Origin of the sequence: Natronomonas gomsonensis (assembly GCF_024300825.1) — an archaeon.
In the GTDB taxonomy this organism is placed as follows: Archaea; Halobacteriota; Halobacteria; order Halobacteriales; family Haloarculaceae; genus Natronomonas; species Natronomonas gomsonensis.
The window spans coordinates 1,357,931-1,378,318 of record NZ_CP101323.1; the positions used below are offsets into that span (position 1 = coordinate 1,357,931).

Genomic DNA, 20,388 nt, shown 5'->3' on the forward strand with positions numbered 1-20,388 from the left:
GCACGACGTACGTCGGACATCGGCGACACACCTACGTACGGGCACGCGCAGTTGTACAACGTGAGCGACTACTACGTCGGCAGCGTCGCTCGTGACGGCGTCTGGCTGGCAGTCGCCTACACCGAAGCGGGCTACGACCACACGGCGGTCGTCGGCGGGGTTGGCGAACTCTGGACGCGCTACGAGGACGACGCCGAGCGCATCGCCATCGACGTGCCGGTCGGATTGGAGTCCACGACGGCGCCGCGAGCGAACGAACGCGCCGCCTTCGAGTACCTCGCCGGGACCGACGCCATCGTGCCCGCACCCGTCCGAGAGGCCACCCGCAAACAGCGCTACCGCACCGCCGCTCGGGTCCACGAGCGCAAAACCGACAGCGAACTGTCCCGTGCTGCCTTCGAGCGTGCCCACCTCGTCAACGCCGTCGACGACTTCCTGACGACCATCGACGAAGCCCAGCCGATATTCGTCGAGGCCCACCCCGAACTGTGCTACCGTGCCTTCGCGGGCGAAGCCATGACGGAGCAACCGGGGGTTGCCGCCGGCTACGCCGAACGGATGCGCACCCTCGCGGAGTTCGACCGCGACGCGCCGCCGACCGTCCAGTCGGTCGCCGAGGCCACCGCCGGCCACCGCGTCCCGATTCCGGCCGTCCTCGATGCCGTCGCGCTGGCGCTAACCGTCCGACCCGGCCCCGGCGAACTTCGGTCGCTTCCCGCCGACCCACCGAGGGACGCCGAAGGGCTTCCGATGCGGTACGTCTACCGGAGCGACGCGCCGCTGTCGGTCGGCGAACAGCGATGAACCGCGATTTCCTCAGAACGTGAACTCGTCGTCCGGTTCGTCCGTCATCGCTGCCGGGTCCTGTTGGTCGTCGGTCATCTGTGTGAACAGGTCTCCCTCGACATCGTCGGTGTCTTCGGTCGTCGCGTAGGCAGAGACGCCCATCGAGAGGAGTTCTTCGACCGCCTGCTCGCGGTTCAGGAACTCCCCTTGGCTGACGAGACGGTCGATTTCACTGTCGATTCGGTCCGGCAACGACACTTCCACGTCGGGCATACACGACGATTCGGGAGGTGGGCGTTAAAACCCTGTGTTCGGGTGAACCCACTCAACAGTTAGAGTTGTATTCGGAACGTCGAGAACCGTGATGGGCGCTGCAGGATTTGAACCCGCGGCAGCTTGGTCCGAAGCCAAGTACTCTGTCCAGACTGAGCTAAGCGCCCTCGAAACCACGTAGCGGCCTCGGTGTTTTAACGCTGTCCATTTTGTCGACGGGTGGGTCGGGACGACAAGCCAGTCGCTTCCGCGTCCCTTATGCCGGGGCCGCCGGAGATGGCCCCATGGGAACGGTACGCGGGTACGTCGAGTTGCTCCGGCCGGGCAATGCGATTGCCGCGGGGGTGTTGACGTTCATCGGCGCGTTCGTCGCGGGCGGGCTAGACAGCGCCGCGCCGATGGCGATTGCGATTACGGCGACAGTGCTCGCCACGGGTGCCGGCAACGCCATCAACGACTACTTCGACCGCGAAATCGACGCGATAAACCAGCCGGACCGACCGATTCCGCGCGGTGCCGTCGGCGCACGTGCTGCGCTCGGCTACAGTCTCGTACTGTTCGGAGTCGCCTCGGGAATCACGCTGTTGCTTCCGCCGCTGGCCATCGCCATCGCCGTCGCGGACCTCGCTGCGCTCATCGCGTACACGAAACTGTTCAAGGGGCTTCCGGGCGTGGGAAACCTCGTCGTCGGACTGCTGACGGGCAGTACGTTCGTTTACGGCGGGTCGGCAGTTGGTGGTGACCTCTCGACGGTCGGGGTGCTGTTCGGGTTGGCTGCGTCCGCGACCGTCGCCCGAGAAATCGTCAAGGACGTCGAAGACATCGCCGGCGACCGAGAGGAGGGGCTGAACACACTCCCCATCGCCATCGGCGAGCGGCGGGCGCTGGTCGCCGCGGCGCTGTTCGTCGTCGTCGCCGTCGTCGCCAGCCCACTTCCGTACGTGCTTCGAACCTTCGGCGTCGGATACCTAATCGCACTCGCTCCCGCGGTCGGTCTCTTGCTCGGCGGTGCGTACCGAAGTTTCGACGACCCGACTCGCGGGCAGACGCTCCTGAAAGTTGGGATGTTCGCCGCGGCCGTCGCGTTCGTGCTGGGCAGAGCGACCGTCGTATTATAAGCCGTTTGTATCCGGCGGAACGACTTTTCGGACGAAACGGTTCGAGTCACTCATGAAAGGGGATGGTGGGTTCGAGTGGGTCGAAACGGTCTCCGAAACGACCTACGACCTCGGCGAGCGACTCGACAACCGGACCGTACCGGCCGGAACGAACCTTCTCGTCGTCGGGCCGCCGATGGCGGGCACACGGCGGTTCGGCATGGAGTTACTCGCCGCAGGGGACGAGGACCGACCGATTATCGTCACGAACCGCGAGTCCGCACGGACGATTCGAAGCGACCACGCGGACTGCCTCGACGGTCCCGTGGGCGTTATCGACTGCGTGACGAAGCAGGGAGGCGAACCACGACTGGACTCTCCGTCGGTTCGGTATGCGGCCTCGCCCGACGACCTCACCGGTATCGGGATGGAGCTCACCGACGTACTCACCGAAGGTCCGGACGGTACCTCGGGTGGCAAGCGCGTCCTCTTCGATTCCGTCTCGACGCTGTTGATGTACAGCGACATCGAGCGCACGTCGCGGTTTCTCGACGTCGTGACGGCTCGAATAGAAGAGCAAGACGCAATCGGGCTGTTCGCTCTCAACTCACTCGCCCACGAGGACGCGGTCTACGAACGACTGTGTCGGCTCTTCGACGGCGTCGTTCGATTGGACGACGGTGGCGTCGTCGACGCGGAACTCCCGGAGTCGTGAACTCACACAGTGCTTTTGTCCCCGCCTGACTTTGGTCAGGTATGCCGGTCGAAACCGACGCTGAACTCCGAGAGATACTCGAATGTGACACCATCGCGGTCGTCGGCTGCTCCGGAACCGCGGGAAAAGCCGCCCACGACGTGCCGAATCTCATGCGCGAACGCGGCTACGAAATCATTCCAGTCAATCCCTACGCCGACGAGATATTCGGCGTCGAACCGTACGACTCCCTCGAAGCGGTCGAGGAAGAAATCGACATGGTCGACGTGTTTCGTCCCAGCGAGGAGGTGAGCGGCATCGTCGACGAGGTTCTCGAGCGCGAGGACGTCGACGTGGTCTGGACGCAGTTGGGTATCCGCGACCGCGAGGCCGGCGAGCGAGTCGAGGACTCCGGTCGTCAGTACGTCGAGGACCGCTGTCTCAAAGTCGAGTACCAGCGGTTGATGTAGCTACTCGCCGCTTCCGGTTTTTGTGTCGTTTTCACCGCCGTCTTCGGCGTCGGGAACCGCGGCCGTGTCGTCGCCCTCGGCCTCGGTGACGGCGGGTTCGGCCTCCTCGATTGCGACCTCTGTGAGGAGTTCGTCGACGTCGATGCCCTCCGATTCCGCAATCGCTTCGAGCAACGCCGCCTGTTGGTCGACCTTGTTCTCCAAGGCGGCCACCCGCTCGTGGGTGTCTTGAACCGTCTCGCGGACCTCGACGATTTGCTCGCGGAGTTCGTTCATCCTCGCGTACAGTTCCTCGCCCATGTCCGCGACCTTCTGGAGCTTCTTGGTCGCACCTCCGAGTCCCATAGCCCGGCCTTCGACGCCGATGGCCGTGTGCCTTGCGGTGTTCGATGCGTCCCGGCGGCGTTAAGACGCAGGCGGTCGGAACGCCGGTATGGACAGCCGCCGCGCCGCACCGACGCTCGGTATCGTCGCCTCGCTCGCCGTCGTCGCCGTCCTCACCGTGCCGTACTTCGTCATCGACGACGGGTCGGCCGTCGCCAGCTACTACGGCTCCGGTGCGCTGACGCCGTGGGCCGGCGGCCTGATGGCGCTCGTCGGCGTCATCGTCTTCGCCGCGGGACGGGAGAACCGAACCGATCCCGAGACCGCCGCCGGTGCCGCCGTCGGCCTCAGCGTCGTCGTGTTCCTCATCTCGGTGCTGTGGGCCGTCACGGTGCCCGCGGACCTCGTCCTCCAGTTGACGACCGACGAACCGCTTTTCGGCCCGCTCACGACCGCGACGGTCATCGAATCCCACCGCTGGGTGCTCGCACTCGTCGCCATCGTTCCCGCCGCTGCCGCCGGGTGGTACGCGAAGTCGCTTCGACTGCTGTAGTCGCGGTTCGAAGCGCCTCGTCGATACCCGAACCGTTATCCTCTGCAGTCCCCCGAAGCCCGATATGGACCTCTCTATCGTCGACCTCTCTCCAGTTCCCGATGGCGGTATGGCCCGTGAGGCGTACGCGAACACCGTCGAGGCCGCCCAGCAGGCCGAGCGTCTCGGCTACTCGCGGTTCTGGGTCGCCGAACATCACGGCATGGCCGACACCCTCGCGGGGACGACACCCGAGGTGCTGCTCGGCCACCTCGCCGCCGAGACCGATTCGATTCGCCTCGGCTCCGGCGCCGTGTTGCTCAACCACTACAGTCCGTTCAAGGTCGCGGAAATCTTCGGGGCGCTGGACGGACTCGCGCCGGGACGCATCGACGCCGGACTGGGCCGTGCCAACGGGTCGCCGGCCGTCGACCGCGCGCTCGGGACCGAACGGCACGCCCGCAACCCCGACGAGGACCACGCCGAAAAAATCGAGGCCGTCGTCAGTCACCTCTACGACGACTACCCGGACGATCACCCCTACGGCGACCTAGAGATTCCCCGGTCGGGCGAAGAGCCACCCGCACCGTGGGTACTCGGGTCGAGCCCATCGAGTGCGGCGCTGGCGGGCGAACTCGGCCTCCCGTACTGCTTTGCGGCGTTCATCCGCCCGCAGTTCGCCGTCCACGCCTTCGAGGAGTATCACGAACAGTTCCAGCCCTCACAGTTGGGCGGCGGTATCGACGAGCCACACGGGATGGTCGCGGTGAACGCGGTGTGTGCCGAAACCGACGAAAAGGCGGCACGACTCCGGGCGATGGCCGAGGCGTCTTACAAGCGGATGGAGCGCGGCGTCGTCGGGACGACACCCTCCGTCGAGGAGGCCATCGAGGAACTCGGGGGCGTTCCGGAGCCGACGCCCGCCACTCTCGACGACGGGGAGTGGCCGCGGGCGATTTCCGGCAGTCCGGAGACCCTCGACGGACTGTTGGAGCAGTTGGCCGACCGCGTCGGCGCCGACGAGATGATGATTCAACACGTCGTCGCCGACCACGAGGACGCGCTTCGGTCCCACGAACTGCTGGCCGACGGCGTCGGACTTACTGCTCGGTGACTGAGACCAATCGGAGAACGGAGACAGATACCAAGCATCCGCGAGGGCGGCGAAGCCGCCCGACGCGGTTCTCCGGACGCGACCGAAGGGAGCGTCCGGGCGAGGCGGGTGACCGTAGGGAACCCGCCGCTGCTTTTTCATCGAAGTTTTTCCCGAGCAGCCGTTGGCTGCTCGTGGAAAAAGTTCGGTATGAATGGTTGGACCCGGGCGTTGCCTGGCCCGTCCAATACGGGGAGTCCCGCGTGCCTCCTCCACCCCGCGACCCTACGGGCGACAGCTGTCCACGGGTCCGCTGCTCACTTCCGTGCCTGACGGATTGCCCGTGGTTAACCGCGACCGAACGTCCCTGCAGACGCCGGTCGGCGGACCGCTGCCCTCGTAGGACGAGGCTTCGACGTTGGCTTGCGGGGCCCGCACTGGTTGGGCCAGACGCACCCCGGCTTCGGTCCCCGCTAAAGACCATAGCGCGGGTTGTGAGCGGGGCCTAACCGCCCGACCTAGTCCACTTCACCGTAGTCCGCTGTGACTTAAGGGCCTTTCGGCTGCTGGTCGCAAAATCGAAGCAAAAAACGACCCGAGAGTATCGGGGTTACTCGCCGGCGACAGGACCTTCCGCCATGTCGATACCGCCGGTGAGCGTGCGGTGCGGGTAGGGGATGTCGATGCCTTCCTCGTCGAAGCGGCGCTTGACCGCGGTGACGTACTCGCCGCGGGTCTTCACGAAGTCGGCTCGGGAGGGGTTGGCAATCCAGATGCGCGACTGGAGGCCGACCGAGGAGTCACCGAGTTCGGTCAGCCGGACGGAGGGACCTGGGTCGTCCATGATGCCCTCGTGGGCTTCGGCTTCCTCCATGATGATGTCGGTGGCTTTCTCGATGTCGTCGTCGTAGCCGATGCCGAAGACGAACTTCAGGCGGAGTTTGTTCGCGTCGACGGGGTTCTTGACGACGTTGTCAGTGAGTTGGGAGTTCGGGACGGTGAGCAGTTCGTTGTCGAAGGTCCGCAGGCGCGTGACCCGAAGGCTGATGTCCTCGACGACGCCTGAGTTGCCGTCGAACTCTATCCAATCGCCGATTTTGAACGGCCTCTCGACGAAGATGAACACGCCGGCGACGAAGTTCGCGATAACGTCTTGCATCGCGAACCCGATGGCGAGCGTCGCCGCCGCGGCGACAGTCGCAAGCGAGGTGAGGATGTTCCCGCGGCCGGAGGCGGCGAAAGCCGCACCGAGGGCGACGAAGACTATTATGAAGAAGAGAACCTTGTTCAAGGGCTTTTTCGCATGACTGTCGAGACCGCGACGGTCCATCGCACGGCCGGCAAGCGGCAATACGAACGCCCGTCCGATGATGTAGACGAGGACGAACGCCACGATTCCGAGTACGGCGTAGCCGATAGGGTTGGTGTACACCGGGGCAAGTCCGAACACGTCGGTGAGAACGTCGCTTACGGGATTGGTCTGAGCCGGTATCATCGATGGAACACGGCCGTATGGCCACGTGTCTCGATTACTTCCCCGCTGACTCGCTCGGCGAGCTCCTCGGCCAGTTCCTCGGTCGTGGTGCCGCCACGTGCCGCCCGAAGGAACTTCGCCTTCACGAGGTCGCGCTCCTGCAGTTGGTCCGACAGTTCCTCGACGACGGGGTCGAGGCCACCTTTCCCGACCCAGACGGTCACCTCGACATCGTGGGCACGCTGACGCAAGTCCTTCTCCGACATGCGCCTCCGTACTCGCGCCTTCGTTTTAAAGGATTAGTTTGCCGACGTGTATCGGGGGCGTCGAGGCCGTTTCGCTACTGGTATGGGTACCGCGCCTGGGCCCCACAGTCACAGGTGACCACGACGTGGCCGTCCCGCGTTCGGACCCGGGCGTTTCGACCCGGAATCAGATACGCATCACAGGCGTCGCAGGTGAACCGCTTGAACCGCTTCGGCAGCGGCAGGCGATTGCGTTCGGCGACCCGGCGCGCACGGCGGACGTACCGCTTTGCGAGGTCGTCGTTGCCCTCGCTGGCCGCCTCGCGGGCCAACTCGTGTAACCGCTCGATTCGCTCTGCGGCGACGCTCACGGCCCTGGGTTTTCGCCCGTCGCGTTTAGGCGTTCTGTAACGAGATGGGTCGAATCCCCGAGTAGAAACCGTTTAGTGTCCGAGACGACCACGAACGAACGGGAACCGCACGACCGCAAATCTGACTCGCCGGCCGATTGGTCGGCTCGGGATTGCGGTAGTGCTGGCGGAACGCCACCAGCGCCTTCGGGCCTGACGCGATACCGCCGACTACGAGCGGTCCGTGCAGTTCCAACAGAAACATGGCACGAATGCATTCCCGCCGTCGAGGCTCGTCCGGTTCGGACCGGCCCGCGGCAGACGAACCGCCGGAGTGGAGCGACGTAGACGAAGACGCAATCGAAGAGCGCGTCGTCGAGTTGGCCGAGGAGGGGCACGACCCCAGCCAAATCGGCCTGAAACTGCGCGACGAGGGCGTCCAGGGCGTCCCGGTGCCGGACGTGAAACTCGCGACCGGCAAGAAGGTAACCGAAATCCTCGAGGCTAACGACGTGACCCCCGACTTCCCAGAGGACCTCCGGAACCTCATGGAGCGGGCCGTCCGTCTCCGCGACCACATGGAAGAACACCCCGGCGACGCCCAGAACAAGCGGGCACTCCAGAACACGGAGTCGAAGATTCGCCGGCTCGTCGACTACTACCGCGGCGACGAACTCGACGAGTCGTTCACCTACGAGTACGACGAAGCGAAGGAACTGCTGGAGTAACAGTCACATGTCCGCCGCCGGCCACGAGGAACCCGTCGCCGACCGCGTCGCTTCGAGGCTCCGCGACGCCGACTTCGTTCGGCTCGTCGCGACAGCCGATGGCGACGCGCTCGCGGCGACCGGCCTGCTCGCACGCGCGCTCCGAGAGTGTGACGTGCCGTATCAGGCCAGCCTCGCGGCCGTCCCCCGAACGCCTTCGACCGACGCCGACTGCACGGTCGCAATCGGACACGCCACCGGCGACGTGACGCTGTCCTCGACGCCGCTGTCGGTGCGGGCGGTCGACGTAGCCCGGGTACTCGCCGCGGAATCAGTCGACCCCGAACTCGCCGTCGCGGGCGTGGTGTCCGCCGGGGTCGAGCCCTCGGGGTCGCTGCTCGAAGCCGTGGCCCTCGAACGGCACCTCGGCGTCGCCATCCCGACTGACGACCGCATCGACGGTCTCGCCGGGTCGACGCTGTTTCACGCGCCGTTCTCCGGCGACGAGACAGCCGTCGAGGAGGCGTTGGAGGGCTTCGACGGCGACGACCGCGAACTCGCCTCGCTCGTGGCACTGTCGGCGGTGCAGGACGCACCGCCGCGGGCCGCCGAGGCAGTCGAGCGGGCGCTGTACCCCTACGACTGCGACCGGTTCGAGACGCTCGGCGGCTACGCCGACGTGCTCGATGCGGTCGCCCGGGAGCGACCCGGTACGGGAATCGCGCTCGCACTCGGTAACGGCGTCGAATCCGCGGCGCTGGAGTCCTGGCGAAGCCACGGCCAGCGCGCCCACGAGGCGCTTCGAACGGCCAACACCGGCCGCTACGACGGCGTCTTCGTCGCTCGCTGTGACGCGACCGATGAGGGGGATACCCCCCTCGGAACGGTCGCTCGCCTGCTGTTCGCCTACCGCTCGCCGGAGCCGGTCGCACTCGCCGTCACCGACGGCGAGGCGGCCGTCGTCGCCGAGGCCGACTCGGCGGCAGCCGACGCCCTCGGTGCCGCGGCAGCCGACCTCGACGGCCGGTCGACCGCCCGCGATGGCCACGGCGCAGCGACGTTCGACGGCACGGCGACCGACTACGTCGCGGCGTTCAGGGAGGCACTATGAAGCGAGCGACCATCCGGACGACCCACGACCACCCCGAGTTGGTGGCCGCGGCGCTCGTCCCGGACAACACAGACGAGATGTCGACCCGCGTGACCGACTCGGTGGTCGAGACGACCATCGAACGGGACTCGACGGGCGGCCTCCGAACGACGGCGGACGACTACGTGACGAACCTCACAGTAGCACAGCAGATAATCGACACGACAACCCAATCATGAGCGAACGATCCGTATCCAAGCGTAGAGAGGAGAAGCGATGGTACACCGTGATGGCCCCCGAGATGTTCGACCGGGCCGAACTCGGTGAGACCCCCGCAGACGACCCCGAGCAGGTGTACGACCGCACCATCGAGACGACGCTCGGCGAACTGAACAACGACCCAAGCGAGAACAACACGAAACTGACGTTCCAGATTTCGGACGTGGGCAGCGACGCCGCCTACACCGACTTCATCCAGCACGAACTCACCCGGGACTACCTGCGCAGTCTCACCCGCCGCGGCACCTCGAAGGTCGACGCCTTCGTTACGGTGCTGACGACGGACGACTACCGCGTGCAGGTCCAGCCCGTCGCCTACACGACGAAGTCGGCCGACCGCAGCCAGGAGAAGGCTATCCGGCGTGTGATGATTGACCTCGTCGAGGAGGCCGGCGCGGAGCGAACCTTCGAGGGGCTCGTCGAGAGCATCGTCGAAGGCCGACTCTCCTCGGCCATCTACAACGAGGCCAAGACCATCTACCCGCTTCGACGCGTCGAAATCCAGAAGACCCGCCTCGAAGCGCGACCCTCCGAAGTCGCCGCCGAGGAGGAAGCCAGCGTCGACGTCGACGAAGAGGACGTCGCCGTCGACGACGAGGAGTAATCGGACGCGAATTCGAATTTCTCGTTTCTTCGAGCGTCGAGCGGCCGCGCCGTCGAATCCTATTCTGAGACGACGATGACGCCGACCATGCCTTTCCGCTCGTGGGGGATACAGAAGTAGCCGTGTTCGCCCGCGACCTCGAAGGTGTGTTCGAAGGTGTCGCCGGGTTGGATGTTGCCGCTCCCATCGGATTCCCACGCCGTACGTGCCGCGTCGGTCGACTCGAAGCCACCCGACGCGAAGAACGCCGCGCCCTCCGGAAGCGCCGACTCGTAGGCGGTGACGGTGTGGCCGCGAGAGCCGTTGTTGCCCCAGACGACGGTGTCTCCCACCGATACCTCGTAGCGCTCGGGGACGAAGGCGTTCGACGACATGCCGATGTCGTAGTCGCCATCGGAGAGCGTCGCCTCCAGACAGCCCGCGAGCGGAACCGCCGCCGTTCCCGCCGCCGCGATGAACGACCGTCTGTCCATACATTGAGTGAGGACCGAACGGCAATAGGCGGCCCGGTTCCGGACGGAAGCGAACGTACTAAGACGGGCCTCTTCGACCGGAGATTCATGCAGCCGCGCTTCGTGGGGCGACTCGGCCTCGCCGACGCCATCACGGTCGCCAACGCGGCGCTGGGCTTCGTCGCCGCAGCCGTCGCGATGACCGACCCGGCGCTGGCCGCCCGACTCGTCTTGCTCGCGGCTATCGCGGACGGCCTCGACGGCGTCATCGCCCGCACCCGCGGCGGGACGCCGGTCGGTGACTTTCTCGATTCCCTCGCGGACGTGGCGTCGTTCGGCGTCGCCCCCGCCGTCTTCGTCTACGCCGTCGTCACCGACGGCGGGACGGCCGCCCTCGACACCCCGCTTTTCGTCGCCTCCCTCGCCGTCCCCGCCCTGTTCGTTGCGATGGCGGTCGTCCGACTCGGATTCTACATGCTCGACGACCGCCACAGCCCCGAAACCGAGGGCGTCCAGACGACGCTCGCGGCAACCATCCTCGCGGTGTCGTATCTCGCCGGCATCACGAACCCGACGGTACTCCTCGCCGCCACCGCCGTTTTCGTCTATCTGATGGTCGCCGCGATAACGTACCCCGAACTGTACGCCCGCGATGCGATAATCCTCGGTGGACTGCAGGCACTTGCAGTCCTCTTTCCGACCGCTATCGACCGGATGTTTCCCCGGGCGCTGCTGTTGTTCGCCGTTGCCTACCTCGTGTTAGCGCCGTTCATCTACTGGCGGGAGACGTGACGGGGCAGGAAGGGATAGAGTGAGAGTAGTTGGCTCGCGTGAATCGGTCAGTAGAGGTGTGTATAGCGGCTCTTTTCCCCAAAAGAGTTTATGAAATAAGCATTGAGTGGTGCACATGCCGTCCATGTCGCGCCGTGACGCTCTCAAGGGTGTGGTAGTGAGTATCGGGGGCTTAGTCACTGCTGGCTGCACGGCCTTGGATGGGAGCACAGATGGAAGTCTCGAACTTATCAACTTGTCTTCTGAACCCATCTATTTCACTGTGTCCGCCGAGTCTACAGAGAAGCCAGACAACCAGCAGACACCGATGTTCAGAACGCAGTATTACGCCACTCCAGAGAAAGGCGTCATTCTCCCAAACGCGCTCACAGGAGACGAATACCGTGTCTCTATCCTTGTTCATGAAGAGACTGCTGGTGACCCCGGCTCAACGCTTGCGAGCGGACAAACAACGTTCGCTCCAAGTACGCAAGAACCGACCCTGTACGTTCGCTATGACTTCCAGAGCAACGAATCAGTCACGTTCGATGCTGGCCAGTAACTGGTAGGGAGCGAACAACCCAATGGTTCGTCTGTACCGAGCGAAGAATTCACGAATGATTCTCCCTAAGAATTCAGATGACTAACAGCTGAGTAGCATCCGCGAGGGCGGCGAAGCCGCCCGAAGCGGTTCACGCCGCGCGAGCGGAGTGAGCGCGGCGGCAAGGCGGGTGACCGTAGGGAACCCGCCGCCGCTTTTTCATCGAAGTTTTTGCCGGGCGCCGCAGGCGCCCGTGCAAAAAGTTCGGTGTGAAGGGAAACGCTCTTGGCTTATTCTTTCGGATACCCATACATGAGCAACGGGGACGACGAGAACGCTGACGCCCCCGAGGACGCCGCCGACGAGGAGGCGCCCGCGGACGCCGAAGAACCGACGGACGCATCGGAGCCGTCCGAAGAGACTACGGAGGAACCTGCCGAGGAAGCCCCCGACGAAACCGAGGGCGTGCCGGCGACGGAGGTCACCGTCGAGACCCTCGAAGAGACACTCGACGAGGTGGCCGCCGCCGTCGAAGAAGCCGAGACGGAAGCCGACCTCGACGACGCCGAGGCGAAACTCGACGGGGCCGAATCGGACCTCGAAGCCGCTGATTTCGAGGAACCCGAGGACGAAGACGAGGAGGACCCGACCGAGGCGCTGCAGTCCCGCGTCAACGACCTCCGTGGCGACATCGAGGAAGCCCGCGGTCCCTACGCCGAGGACGTCGAGGAGACCGTCGCCGCGGCGGCGGAGACGGTCCGAGAGACGCGGTGGACCGAGGACGGGGAACCCGACGTTCATGCCGCCGTCGAGACGTTCCTCGCCGATGCAAGCGAGGAGGTCGGCGCGGACTTCAACGCTGGCGATGACCTCGACTCGCAGGCCGACGCGCTCGAACGCGCCGGCACCGCCATCGTGGACGCCGGTCTCGACGCCGACGACGACGCCGACACCATCGCGGCGCTGGTCGAAATCGCCGAAACGCTCGAAGACGACCTCGAGGATGCCGAAGAGTGGAGCGACCTGACGGTCGTCGAGCAACTGACCGCCCAGGGGTTCTACGACCGGATGAACGCCGAGAACCGCAAGGACTTCCCGCCGGAACTCACCGCGATTCGACTCGCGGAGGCCGAAAACGATCCCGAGCGCATCCTGCTCGCCATGGAGAACCTCGAATCGGACTTCATGCAGGAGAACTGTATCGACGCGCTCCGTCGGATGGGCTCGGAGGAGGCCTTCGAGGTCATGCACGAACGCGCCCAGAAGCGCAAGCGACCGGAAATCGAAGTGCTGGGCAAAATCGGCGACGAGCGTGCCGTCGACACCCTCGTCGAGTTCGTCGACGGGGGCAACCCGCCGCTGCAGAAGGTTACGCTCCGTGCGCTCGGCGAAATCGGCAGCGACGAGGCGACCCAAGCCGTCGCTAACGCTCTCGACGACGAGGAGAGCGTCGTCCGCTCACAGGCCGCCCGAGCGTTGGGTCTCATCGGCGACACCCGCGCAATCGACCCCCTCAGCGACACTCTCGGCGACGAGAGCGAGGACGATTCGGTTCGTGCCTCCGCCGCGTGGGCGCTCGTCCAAATCGGCACCGAGCGAGCGCTCGAAGCCGCCGCCGAGTACGACGACGACCGAGCCTACACCGTGCAGGCCGAAGCCGAGAAGGCCCGCGACGCGACCGCGGCCTGAGCCGTCCGACCCTTTTTGTACGAAGCCGGGACCAACCCGGCGCGTGAGGTACCGACCGCTCGCACTCGCTGTCGTACTCGTGGTGTTTCTGTGTAGCGGTGTCGCCGTGACCGCGACGACGGCAGAACCGACGACGACCGCGACAGCCGAGGGGAACGCGACGCTCGTCGGCGCGTATCCGAACCCGGTCGCAGAGGACGACCGCGGGGAGTTCGTCACCGTCCGTTTCGAGCACCCGACGAACACCACCGGGTGGGCGCTCGGAGACGGGACGACGGCCGTCCAGTTGCCGAACCGGACGTTTCGAGGGACGGTCGCCTTCACTTCGACGCCGGAGGCGGCACGAAACCACACCGACACGCACGTCGTCGAACTCGACGGCCGGCTTCGACTCGCCAATGGCGGTGAGGGACTCGTACTTCGAGCGGGCGAGGAAAGGGTCGATACGGCCCGGTACCGCGATGCTCCGGAGTCCCGAATCCGGTCGTTTCAGACGGGCACGTGGCGACCAATCGGCGCAACCGATATCGACCCGATTTCGGCACGTGAAAGCGAAGTGACCGCCTTTACACTCCCCGATTCGCCGACGCAAGTCGTCGAGACTCTCCGTGGCGCCGACGACAGACTGCTGCTCGGCGGCTACACGCTCACCTCCGAACGAGTGACCGACCTGCTGGTGGACGCTCACGAGCGAGGCGTGACGGTCCGCGTGCTGCTCGATGGGTCGCCAGTCGGCGGGATGAGCGAACGACAGGCCGAGCAGTTGACTCGGCTATCCGAGGCGGGCGTGGACGTTCGGCTGCTCGACGGCCCACACACGCGATACGCCCATCACCACCCGAAGTACGCGGTCGTCGACGACCGAGCGCTCGTTTTGACCGAGAACTTCAAGCCCGCCGGAACCGGTGGCATGTCGAGTCGGGGGTGGGGCGTCGTACTCTCGGATGCCGAACTCGCGTCGGCGTTGGCGGACCTCCACGCCGCGGACCGAACGTGGCGTGCGGCGACACCGTGGTCGACCTACCGGCGGGGCCGTGACTTCGTCGCCGCCGATCCCGCAGTCGGCGATTTCGAGACGAGACATCACCCGAAACAAGTCACGGTCGACGCTGCGACGCTCCTCGTCGCTCCGGACAACGCCGCGAGTGCGGTCGAACGACGAATCGACCGCGCCGAAACGAGAGTGCTCGTCCAGCAGGTGGAGATAGATAGCCGCGAGAACCGACTGCTACGTGCCGCCATTCGTGCCGCCGACCGCGGCGTGCGCGTCCGCATCCAACTGTCGAGTGGCTGGTACGTCGAAGAAGAGAACGCGGCGCTCGTGGAGTGGCTGAACCGTCGTGCGGATGCCGAGGGGTGGGACTTAGACGCCCGCGTCGACGACCCGGATGGGTACAGAAAGATACACACCAAGGGTGTAATCGTCGACGATACCGCGATACTCGGAAGCCTCAACTGGGGCCGGACCGCGATGAGCGAAAATCGCGAGGTTGCCGTCGCACTGGACGGAGAATCGGTCGCCGACTACTACGCTGGCGTCTTCGACGACGACTGGTCGGAGTCGAATCGCAGAAAAACACCAGCCGGACTGTTCGGCGTGGCGGCGGTCGCTATCGCCGGCGCATTATTGTTTGCCCGCCGAATCCAGTTCCGCGGTCGGGACGGTGTCGTCACCGACTGGCAGTGGTGATTACTCGCCGCCGTCCCGAAGGAGCGTACTCCGGAGTTCCTCGTCGAGTTCGGCGTTCTCCATCTTCTCGATGAGGGCGTCGATGACGGGTTCACGCATGCCGGAGACGAACTTGATGGACCCGACGACGAGGTGTCCACCGCCGGAGACGCCCGCGCCCGGGATTTCGTCCTGCAGTTCGGTCACCATGTTCGGGATGTCGAGTCGGACGCCGTCCGAGCGGAGGACGGCGAAGTCCGGCCCGTAGCCGATTGTGATGACGGGATCGCCGGTCTCGGTGACCTTCCGGTCGTGGAGTTCGCCGGTCGTCTTCCCGGGTGCGGGGTAGGTGAATCGGCGGGCGTGGTTCTCCACGTCGAGTCGGTAGAGGTGGGCGCCGTTGTCGAGTGCCTCGTGTTCGACGTGAGGTTCGGCGTCGTCGAGTTGTTCGTCGACGTCCCGCTGGGCACGCGTCGAGAGGAACTCGACGAGTTCCTCGTGGCGTTCGGGGTCGTCACAGTCGAGGTTGAGAACGTCGTTGATGAGGTTCTCCCCGGAGTTGTATCGGAGCCAGTGAGCCGCGTAATCCATCGCTTCGCCGATGGCCCGGAGGTCAGCCTCGGAGTAGCCGGCGTCGTCGGCCAACGCGAGGTAGTCGTCCATGGCGTCGGCTTTCGAGCGGTCCGACAGCCCCGCGACCGCCGGAACGTGTTCGAGTTGGTCGGTAATCGTGGGGTCAATCATCCGAGCCAACTCAACGCACATCATCCCGGTCGTGATGCGGTAGTCCTCGTCGTGGAGGTAGGGGTTGACGTGCTCTTCGAGGAGCGGACCGACCGCGTCGGGGTCGGGGTGGTGGTGGTCGACGACGAGAATCGGGATGTCGTACTGCGCCAGCGCGCGGTAGGCGGGCGTGTCCTCCTCGGTCGAGCCGTTGTCGACCATGAACAGTAGCGGAAGCCGCTGGCCGTGGCGCTCCTCGTCTTCCAGCGCGAAGTTGAGGTCCCGTGTCACGTCCTCCATCTCGTAGTACGGTGCTTTCGAGGGGAGCCGTTTGAACAGGTGCTGGGGTGCGTCGCCGTCCTCGTGAACCTCGGCGATGAAGTTCTCCAAGGCGAGTTGGACAGGGACCGAGGCACACATCCCGTCGCCGTCGGCGTGGTGGCGGAGTCGGATGGGTCTGGAGTCGAGGACGGCCAACCGGAGTTGGCGGGCGACGGCCGCGAGGTCCTCACGGAGTTTCTCGAAGGCGGGCCACTCGATGAGGGGTTCGACGTCAGCGGGTTCGGCCCGTTCTTCGAGGGCCGCGTCGACGCGTGCACGAACTTCGTTTTCGGCCGCACCGCGGAGGCGAACGAGGTTGTCGGTCTCGATTTGGACTGACCCCTCGCGCGTCTCGACGTCGCCGGTGATACGAACCGTGTCGTCGAGTTCGATGTCTGGGTAGGCGCGGACGCCCGCTTCCTCGAAGGCAGCACAGGGGACGACGCCGGTGCCGTCCCGAACCGCGAATATCGTCGGGCCGGCGGTCTGTTTGATTTGCACCACGTCGCCTTCCAGGTGGATGGTGTCGCCGACGTGTTCATCGAGGTCCTCAACGCGGGCGTCGTCGCCGTGGACGACCGCCTCAACGTCGACGGCGTCGATGTCGACATCGACTTCTTCGAAGCCGAGATCGCCGTTCTCTCGGATTTCGACGAGGTCGACAACGAGGTCGTCACCGGCGTCATAGTCGCCGACGAGATTCGATTCGTGGACGAGTCCGGAGACATGGTCGGAGATGTCGACGAACACGCCGTACTTGACGACGCCGTTGACAGTTGCGAGATACCGTGCGCCCTCTTCGATGTCCTCCTGAGTACAGTCGGCAGCTAAATCGTAGACGACCCCGTCGGCGGGGTCGGTGCCGGAATCGCCGGCAGCGGAACGAGTCATTGGCGTTTTTCGGCCCCGGGCGGGTTTAAGAGTGTTGTTGTCCGATTCGTCTCGGTTCTCACCTCGTCTCGGCGGGGCGAGTCAGCCGGTCCGGAAGCCTTAGTTGTCACGCGGTCGGATGCATCGACATGGGCCTGTTCGGGTCGATGTTGAAACCGAAACTGTTCCGGTCGAGTGAGATACTCGGCATCGCGGAGGACGCACTCCAGTTCGCCCTGCAGGCGTCCGAGGACTCCCACCCCAACGAGTACATGGGACAACTCCGCGGAACCGACGCGGGCAAACTCGGGTTGGACCGCGACGGGACCGTCATCACCGACGTACTGCTCGCTCCCGGGACGAAGACGAACCCCGTCAGCGCGGAGTTCAATCCATCCTATCTCCCCAACGACCCGAACAGCGTCGGTTCGATACACTCCCACCCCAACGGCGTGTTGCGGCCGAGCGACGCCGACCTCGCCACGTTCTCCCGCGGCAAGATACACATCATCGTCGGCGCCCCCTACGGCCGGACCGACTGGCGGGCCTTCGACCGCGACGGCGAGCCGACGACGCTGGACGTACTCGACGTCGAGTTGCCGGACGACCAGTTCTTCGACTTCACACAGGAAGACATAGACCGGGAGTTACGATGAGACGCGTCGTCGCACAGGGGACGTTCGATTTGTTGCACCCCGGCCACCTCCACTACCTCGAGGAGGCCAAATCGATGGGCGAGGAACTCCACGTCATCATCGCCCGCTCGGAGAACGTCACCCACAAGGCGAAACCCGTCGTTCCCGACCGCCAGCGCCGCGACATGGTCGCTGCGCTCGACCCCGTCGACGAGGCGCGTCTCGGCCACACCGAGGATTTCTTCGTCCCCATCCGCGACATCGACCCCGACGTCATCGTTCTCGGCCACGACCAACACCACGACGAGGCGACGCTCGCGGCGATGCTGGAAGACGAAGGCATCGACTGTGAGGTCGCCCGCGGAACGCCCCGCGAAGCCGACGACCACGAGGTGCTGTCGACCGGCAGCATCATCGAACGAGTCTGCGAGCGTCGCTGTTAACGACGGTATCGTACACGTTTTCGAGGGCGTCGATGGAACGTTCGACGCTGAGTGCGTCGCGTCTGGAGAGACACCGCTCGGAGAGTCGTTGGCGGTCCGCGAGCGCCCTCCGGATGGCCGCGGTGAGTCCGTCGACGTTCCCCGGTTCGAAGTGATAGCCAGTCTCGCCGTCGACGACGGTTTCGGAGAGTGCAGCGCCGTCGGCAGCGACGACCGGCGTACCACAGGCGATAGCCTCCAGTGCGACCAACCCCTGTGTTTCGACCGGACTCGGGAACCCGAAGGCGTCCAACGCCGTATAGAACGTCGGCAACTCCGAACGGTCGAGAAAGCCGAGGAATACCACGTCGTCTCGGGCGGCCGCCGCTCGCTCCAGTTCCGAGCGCGCGGGGCCGTCGCCGCCGACGACGAGCGTCGCCTCGATTCCACGAGTCGCCGTGAGGAGTTCCTCGAGTCGTTTCTCGTGGCCGTGGCGACCGGTGTAGCCGACGAGCGGCCCCTCGGGAATGTCGTGGCGGTCCCGAAACGCCGCGACCGCCGCCTCCGACGACGGTTGAAACAGGTCGGTGTCGACGCCGTTGGAGACGACGTGGACGGGCGTTCCGCCGTCAGGGACCTGCGCTGCGGCCGCTCGCGAGGGGACCACGACGGCATCGGCCTGTCGAAAGAACCACCGCTCGTAGCGTTCTGCGATGCGGCGGAGCGGCCCGGAGAGGTGGTCGCTGATGTATTCAGCGTACTCGCTGGCCGGCGTATGATAGGAGGCGACGAGCGGGAGGTCCGCACGCGTTGCGAGCCGACGACCCGCGAGTCCGAGTGCGAACGGCGTGTGCGTGTGGACGACATCGGGGTCGGCCTCGGAGATTGCCGAGGGAATTCGTGGCCGCCCGAGACGGAATCCCGGATAAAACGGAAACGGAAGACTCGACACCGGATGTTCGTCCGGCGCGGGTCGGTACCCGTCACTTCCCGGGTAGACGACGGGCATCCGCCCGCCGCGGGCACACCAGTAGTCACGCCACGTCTCGATGGTGTAGGTGACACCGTTGACCGTCGGGAGATACGTGTCGGTAAACACCGCGACGGTCTGCATAGTCGCGGTTCGACGAGGCGGCGTTAATCGGTTGTGGATTCCGGACGGCTGCCGACGCGATTCGCGGCGTCATAGGCGTCTCGCAATCCTTCGGCGACTCGGTCGAGTCCGTGTTCAGTCGCCGTCTCGCGGGCGTTTTCACCGAGGCGCTCCCGGAGGTCAGGGTTCTCGGCCAACCGCTGCAGCGCTGTCCGGAACTCGGGGAGCGTCTCACATTTCAGGCAGTCGATACCGTCGGAGCACAGCGGTTCGAACGTCGGGATGTCGCGGACGACGACCGGCTTGCCGCACGCCATCGCCTCCAGCGCCGCGATGCCCTGCGTTTCGTTTTTCGTCGGAAACAGGTACACGTCGCCGGCCGCGTAGGCGCCGCGAACGTCGTCTATCCAGCCGGTGAACGTCGCGTTCGCCGGCGGGTGTCGAACCCGCCGGCGAACGGTCGAGGAAGCCAACGGCCCGGTGTCGTATGGGCCGAACCAGACGAACTCGTAGTCGGTCGATTCGGCGAGTCGGCAGAACGTCGTCAACCCCTTGCGCTCGAAGACGTTGCCGACCGAGAAGACGACCAGTCCCTCGAGGTCGAACCGACGCCGGTAGGGCTCCCGGAGCGCCTCGAACCCCGACAGCGAGTCGATGTCGACGCCGTTCGTGACGACGCGAATCGGGGCATCGACACCCGCCTCCGAGAGCACTCGGCGGGTGTGTTCGCTCGGTGCGACTACGACATCGGCCTGCGAGTAGAACCATCGAAGGTAGCGACCGAACGCAGGAGCGACCGCATTCGACCCGCGAAAACTCTCCTCGAAGTTCTTCGCGGTCGTGTGCGCGTGGATGACGAGCGGAATCCCGTTGCGTCGGGCGTGGGCCGCAATCGCGAGGCTCTCGGGACCCATCAGGTTACAGTGAGCGACGTCGTAGGACTCAAACAGCCCGTCACCGACCGCGCGTTTCAGCGCCGCCGTGGACGGTCGACCGCCGTTCCACGGCGAGGTCACCACCTCGATTGACGTGTCGGCCAGCGCCTTCCGCTGGTGGCGGACGGACGTGCCGATGCCGCTTCGGTCGAGGTGGGATTCGAGTTCGAGGTGGTTCAGAACGCGCACGTACGACGGGGTATCCCCCGGTCGGCCATAAACGCCCCCGAACACCGGCAGACGGGACCG

At 65.4% G+C, this 20,388-nt stretch carries 25 protein-coding genes, 1 tRNA gene and 1 other RNA gene; 16 read left to right on the forward strand and 11 right to left on the reverse strand.

Translation table 11 applies throughout. From position 1 onward, the window contains the following. Window positions 1-60: 60 nt before the first annotated feature. Window positions 61-804 (forward strand): DUF429 domain-containing protein, encoded by a 744-nt coding sequence (locus NMP98_RS07415; protein WP_254860887.1) that lies wholly within the window; start codon window positions 61-63, stop codon window positions 802-804. Window positions 805-816: 12 nt separating this feature from the next. Here NMP98_RS07415 and NMP98_RS07420 read toward each other — a convergent pair whose 3' ends face one another. Next, the gene (locus NMP98_RS07420; protein ID WP_156710178.1) at window positions 817-1,059 is read right to left on the reverse strand and encodes a ribbon-helix-helix domain-containing protein; all 243 of its coding nucleotides are present in this window, start codon (window positions 1,057-1,059) and stop codon (window positions 817-819) included. Between the two features lie 92 nt (window positions 1,060-1,151). After that, window positions 1,152-1,226 (reverse strand) — tRNA-Arg (locus NMP98_RS07425). A 117-nt stretch (window positions 1,227-1,343) separates the two neighbouring features. Here NMP98_RS07425 and NMP98_RS07430 point away from each other — a divergent pair. Genes NMP98_RS07430 through NMP98_RS07440 form a run of 3 tightly spaced genes read left to right on the forward strand, consistent with a single transcriptional unit; the run spans window position 1,344 to window position 3,320 of the window. Continuing rightward, window positions 1,344-2,177 carry a geranylgeranylglycerol-phosphate geranylgeranyltransferase gene (locus NMP98_RS07430; protein WP_254860888.1) on the forward strand — a complete coding sequence of 278 codons (834 nt, stop codon included), beginning with the start codon at window positions 1,344-1,346 and terminating at the stop codon, window positions 2,175-2,177. Window positions 2,178-2,229: 52 nt separating this feature from the next. Continuing rightward, window positions 2,230-2,871, forward strand: coding sequence for an RAD55 family ATPase (locus tag NMP98_RS07435; RefSeq protein ID WP_254860889.1), 642 nt, complete (start codon window positions 2,230-2,232; stop codon window positions 2,869-2,871). Between the two features lie 41 nt (window positions 2,872-2,912). Beyond that, window positions 2,913-3,320 carry a CoA-binding protein gene (locus NMP98_RS07440; RefSeq protein WP_254860890.1) on the forward strand — a complete coding sequence of 136 codons (408 nt, stop codon included), beginning with the start codon at window positions 2,913-2,915 and terminating at the stop codon, window positions 3,318-3,320. Here the strand turns inward: NMP98_RS07440 and NMP98_RS07445 are convergent, their stop codons facing one another. Next, window positions 3,321-3,665 carry a DUF5798 family protein gene (locus NMP98_RS07445; protein ID WP_254860891.1) on the reverse strand — a complete coding sequence of 115 codons (345 nt, stop codon included), beginning with the start codon at window positions 3,663-3,665 and terminating at the stop codon, window positions 3,321-3,323. It abuts the gene before it with no gap. A gap of 88 nt (window positions 3,666-3,753) precedes the next feature. On the opposite strand from NMP98_RS07445, the gene NMP98_RS07450 reads away from it, so the two are divergent. Next, complete coding sequence (locus NMP98_RS07450) at window positions 3,754-4,197, forward strand: DUF7548 family protein (RefSeq protein ID WP_254860892.1); 444 nt, start codon at window positions 3,754-3,756, stop codon at window positions 4,195-4,197. Window positions 4,198-4,261: 64 nt separating this feature from the next. Next, a complete protein-coding gene (locus NMP98_RS07455) occupies window positions 4,262-5,290 on the forward strand; it encodes an LLM class flavin-dependent oxidoreductase (protein ID WP_254860893.1) in 1,029 nt (342 codons plus the stop codon). A gap of 191 nt (window positions 5,291-5,481) precedes the next feature. Here the strand turns inward: NMP98_RS07455 and ffs are convergent. The 4 genes from ffs to NMP98_RS07475 all read right to left on the reverse strand — a co-directional run bounded on the left by ffs (window position 5,482) and on the right by NMP98_RS07475 (window position 7,359). Beyond that, window positions 5,482-5,798: signal recognition particle sRNA (gene ffs / locus NMP98_RS07460), an RNA gene on the reverse strand. 81 nt (window positions 5,799-5,879) lie between these two features. Then, window positions 5,880-6,764, reverse strand: coding sequence for a mechanosensitive ion channel family protein (locus NMP98_RS07465; RefSeq protein WP_254860894.1), 885 nt, complete (start codon window positions 6,762-6,764; stop codon window positions 5,880-5,882). Further along, window positions 6,761-7,009, reverse strand: a complete 249-nt coding sequence (locus NMP98_RS07470) for a YhbY family RNA-binding protein (protein ID WP_254860895.1) — start codon at window positions 7,007-7,009, stop codon at window positions 6,761-6,763. The genes NMP98_RS07465 and NMP98_RS07470 overlap by 4 nt, the downstream gene beginning before the upstream one ends. Before the next feature lie 74 nt (window positions 7,010-7,083). Continuing rightward, a complete protein-coding gene (locus tag NMP98_RS07475) occupies window positions 7,084-7,359 on the reverse strand; it encodes a ribonuclease P protein component 4 (RefSeq protein WP_254860896.1) in 276 nt (91 codons plus the stop codon). A gap of 242 nt (window positions 7,360-7,601) precedes the next feature. Between NMP98_RS07475 and NMP98_RS07480 the strand changes: the two genes are divergently transcribed. The 4 genes from NMP98_RS07480 to NMP98_RS07495 are packed head-to-tail and all read left to right on the forward strand — an operon-like array spanning window position 7,602 to window position 10,018. Next, a complete protein-coding gene (locus tag NMP98_RS07480) occupies window positions 7,602-8,066 on the forward strand; it encodes a 30S ribosomal protein S15 (protein WP_254860897.1) in 465 nt (154 codons plus the stop codon). 7 nt (window positions 8,067-8,073) lie between these two features. After that, window positions 8,074-9,156 carry a hypothetical protein gene (locus tag NMP98_RS07485; protein WP_254860898.1) on the forward strand — a complete coding sequence of 361 codons (1,083 nt, stop codon included), beginning with the start codon at window positions 8,074-8,076 and terminating at the stop codon, window positions 9,154-9,156. Then, window positions 9,153-9,374, forward strand: a complete 222-nt coding sequence (locus NMP98_RS07490) for a KEOPS complex subunit Pcc1 (protein WP_254860899.1) — start codon at window positions 9,153-9,155, stop codon at window positions 9,372-9,374. The genes NMP98_RS07485 and NMP98_RS07490 overlap by 4 nt, the downstream gene beginning before the upstream one ends. After that, a complete protein-coding gene (locus NMP98_RS07495; RefSeq protein ID WP_254860900.1) occupies window positions 9,371-10,018 on the forward strand; it encodes a 30S ribosomal protein S3ae in 648 nt (215 codons plus the stop codon). Before NMP98_RS07490 ends, NMP98_RS07495 begins: the two co-directional genes overlap by 4 nt. 59 nt (window positions 10,019-10,077) lie before the next feature. Here the strand turns inward: NMP98_RS07495 and NMP98_RS07500 are convergent, their stop codons facing one another. Then, window positions 10,078-10,491: a cupredoxin domain-containing protein gene (locus NMP98_RS07500; protein ID WP_254860901.1), complete on the reverse strand. Its 414-nt coding sequence runs from the start codon at window positions 10,489-10,491 to the stop codon at window positions 10,078-10,080. A gap of 87 nt (window positions 10,492-10,578) precedes the next feature. On the opposite strand from NMP98_RS07500, the gene NMP98_RS07505 reads away from it, so the two are divergent. The 4 genes from NMP98_RS07505 (at window position 10,579) to NMP98_RS07520 (ending at window position 15,161) form a co-directional block, all read left to right on the forward strand. After that, window positions 10,579-11,262 carry a protein sorting system archaetidylserine synthase gene (locus NMP98_RS07505; protein WP_254860902.1) on the forward strand — a complete coding sequence of 228 codons (684 nt, stop codon included), beginning with the start codon at window positions 10,579-10,581 and terminating at the stop codon, window positions 11,260-11,262. A 124-nt stretch (window positions 11,263-11,386) separates the two neighbouring features. Then, on the forward strand, window positions 11,387-11,803 hold the full coding sequence (locus NMP98_RS07510; protein ID WP_254860903.1) for a hypothetical protein: 417 nt from the start codon (window positions 11,387-11,389) through the stop codon (window positions 11,801-11,803). A gap of 291 nt (window positions 11,804-12,094) precedes the next feature. Next, window positions 12,095-13,471 (forward strand): HEAT repeat domain-containing protein, encoded by a 1,377-nt coding sequence (locus NMP98_RS07515; RefSeq protein WP_254860904.1) that lies wholly within the window; start codon window positions 12,095-12,097, stop codon window positions 13,469-13,471. A gap of 43 nt (window positions 13,472-13,514) precedes the next feature. Then, window positions 13,515-15,161, forward strand: coding sequence for a phospholipase D-like domain-containing protein (locus tag NMP98_RS07520; RefSeq protein ID WP_254860905.1), 1,647 nt, complete (start codon window positions 13,515-13,517; stop codon window positions 15,159-15,161). Here NMP98_RS07520 and han read toward each other — a convergent pair whose 3' ends face one another. Then, the gene (han, locus tag NMP98_RS07525; protein ID WP_254860906.1) at window positions 15,162-17,075 is read right to left on the reverse strand and encodes a Hef-associated nuclease; all 1,914 of its coding nucleotides are present in this window, start codon (window positions 17,073-17,075) and stop codon (window positions 15,162-15,164) included. Between the two features lie 128 nt (window positions 17,076-17,203). Between han and NMP98_RS07530 the strand changes: the two genes are divergently transcribed. Next, complete coding sequence (locus tag NMP98_RS07530; RefSeq protein ID WP_254860907.1) at window positions 17,204-17,710, forward strand: JAB/MPN domain protein-containing protein; 507 nt, start codon at window positions 17,204-17,206, stop codon at window positions 17,708-17,710. Then, window positions 17,707-18,132 carry an FAD synthase family protein gene (locus NMP98_RS07535; RefSeq protein WP_178916652.1) on the forward strand — a complete coding sequence of 142 codons (426 nt, stop codon included), beginning with the start codon at window positions 17,707-17,709 and terminating at the stop codon, window positions 18,130-18,132. The genes NMP98_RS07530 and NMP98_RS07535 overlap by 4 nt, the downstream gene beginning before the upstream one ends. Here NMP98_RS07535 and NMP98_RS07540 read toward each other — a convergent pair. Together NMP98_RS07540 and NMP98_RS07545 are read right to left on the reverse strand one after the other, a co-directional pair. Continuing rightward, window positions 18,101-19,225, reverse strand: a complete 1,125-nt coding sequence (locus tag NMP98_RS07540) for a glycosyltransferase (protein ID WP_254860908.1) — start codon at window positions 19,223-19,225, stop codon at window positions 18,101-18,103. The two genes, NMP98_RS07535 and NMP98_RS07540, sit on opposite strands and share 32 nt — an antisense overlap. A gap of 23 nt (window positions 19,226-19,248) precedes the next feature. Then, window positions 19,249-20,328 carry a glycosyltransferase family 4 protein gene (locus tag NMP98_RS07545; RefSeq protein WP_254860909.1) on the reverse strand — a complete coding sequence of 360 codons (1,080 nt, stop codon included), beginning with the start codon at window positions 20,326-20,328 and terminating at the stop codon, window positions 19,249-19,251. Window positions 20,329-20,388 lie beyond the last annotated feature (60 nt).

Coding starts and splice junctions, on each gene's coding strand:
- NMP98_RS07510 (WP_254860903.1), top strand. CDS start 11,387: ATGTCGCGCCGTGACGCTCTCAAGGGTGTGGTAGTGAGTATCGGGGGC.
- NMP98_RS07495 (WP_254860900.1), top strand. CDS start 9,371: ATGAGCGAACGATCCGTATCCAAGCGTAGAGAGGAGAAGCGATGGTAC.
- NMP98_RS07530 (WP_254860907.1), top strand. CDS start 17,204: ATGGGCCTGTTCGGGTCGATGTTGAAACCGAAACTGTTCCGGTCGAGT.
- NMP98_RS07485 (WP_254860898.1), top strand. CDS start 8,074: ATGTCCGCCGCCGGCCACGAGGAACCCGTCGCCGACCGCGTCGCTTCG.
- han (WP_254860906.1), bottom strand. CDS start 17,075: ATGACTCGTTCCGCTGCCGGCGATTCCGGCACCGACCCCGCCGACGGG.
- NMP98_RS07450 (WP_254860892.1), top strand. CDS start 3,754: ATGGACAGCCGCCGCGCCGCACCGACGCTCGGTATCGTCGCCTCGCTC.
- NMP98_RS07540 (WP_254860908.1), bottom strand. CDS start 19,225: ATGCAGACCGTCGCGGTGTTTACCGACACGTATCTCCCGACGGTCAAC.
- NMP98_RS07515 (WP_254860904.1), top strand. CDS start 12,095: ATGAGCAACGGGGACGACGAGAACGCTGACGCCCCCGAGGACGCCGCC.
- NMP98_RS07480 (WP_254860897.1), top strand. CDS start 7,602: ATGGCACGAATGCATTCCCGCCGTCGAGGCTCGTCCGGTTCGGACCGG.
- NMP98_RS07535 (WP_178916652.1), top strand. CDS start 17,707: ATGAGACGCGTCGTCGCACAGGGGACGTTCGATTTGTTGCACCCCGGC.
- NMP98_RS07470 (WP_254860895.1), bottom strand. CDS start 7,009: ATGTCGGAGAAGGACTTGCGTCAGCGTGCCCACGATGTCGAGGTGACC.
- NMP98_RS07505 (WP_254860902.1), top strand. CDS start 10,579: ATGCAGCCGCGCTTCGTGGGGCGACTCGGCCTCGCCGACGCCATCACG.
- NMP98_RS07430 (WP_254860888.1), top strand. CDS start 1,344: ATGGGAACGGTACGCGGGTACGTCGAGTTGCTCCGGCCGGGCAATGCG.
- NMP98_RS07490 (WP_254860899.1), top strand. CDS start 9,153: ATGAAGCGAGCGACCATCCGGACGACCCACGACCACCCCGAGTTGGTG.
- NMP98_RS07440 (WP_254860890.1), top strand. CDS start 2,913: ATGCCGGTCGAAACCGACGCTGAACTCCGAGAGATACTCGAATGTGAC.
- NMP98_RS07420 (WP_156710178.1), bottom strand. CDS start 1,059: ATGCCCGACGTGGAAGTGTCGTTGCCGGACCGAATCGACAGTGAAATC.
- NMP98_RS07465 (WP_254860894.1), bottom strand. CDS start 6,764: ATGATACCGGCTCAGACCAATCCCGTAAGCGACGTTCTCACCGACGTG.
- NMP98_RS07445 (WP_254860891.1), bottom strand. CDS start 3,665: ATGGGACTCGGAGGTGCGACCAAGAAGCTCCAGAAGGTCGCGGACATG.
- NMP98_RS07500 (WP_254860901.1), bottom strand. CDS start 10,491: ATGGACAGACGGTCGTTCATCGCGGCGGCGGGAACGGCGGCGGTTCCG.
- NMP98_RS07455 (WP_254860893.1), top strand. CDS start 4,262: ATGGACCTCTCTATCGTCGACCTCTCTCCAGTTCCCGATGGCGGTATG.
- NMP98_RS07435 (WP_254860889.1), top strand. CDS start 2,230: ATGAAAGGGGATGGTGGGTTCGAGTGGGTCGAAACGGTCTCCGAAACG.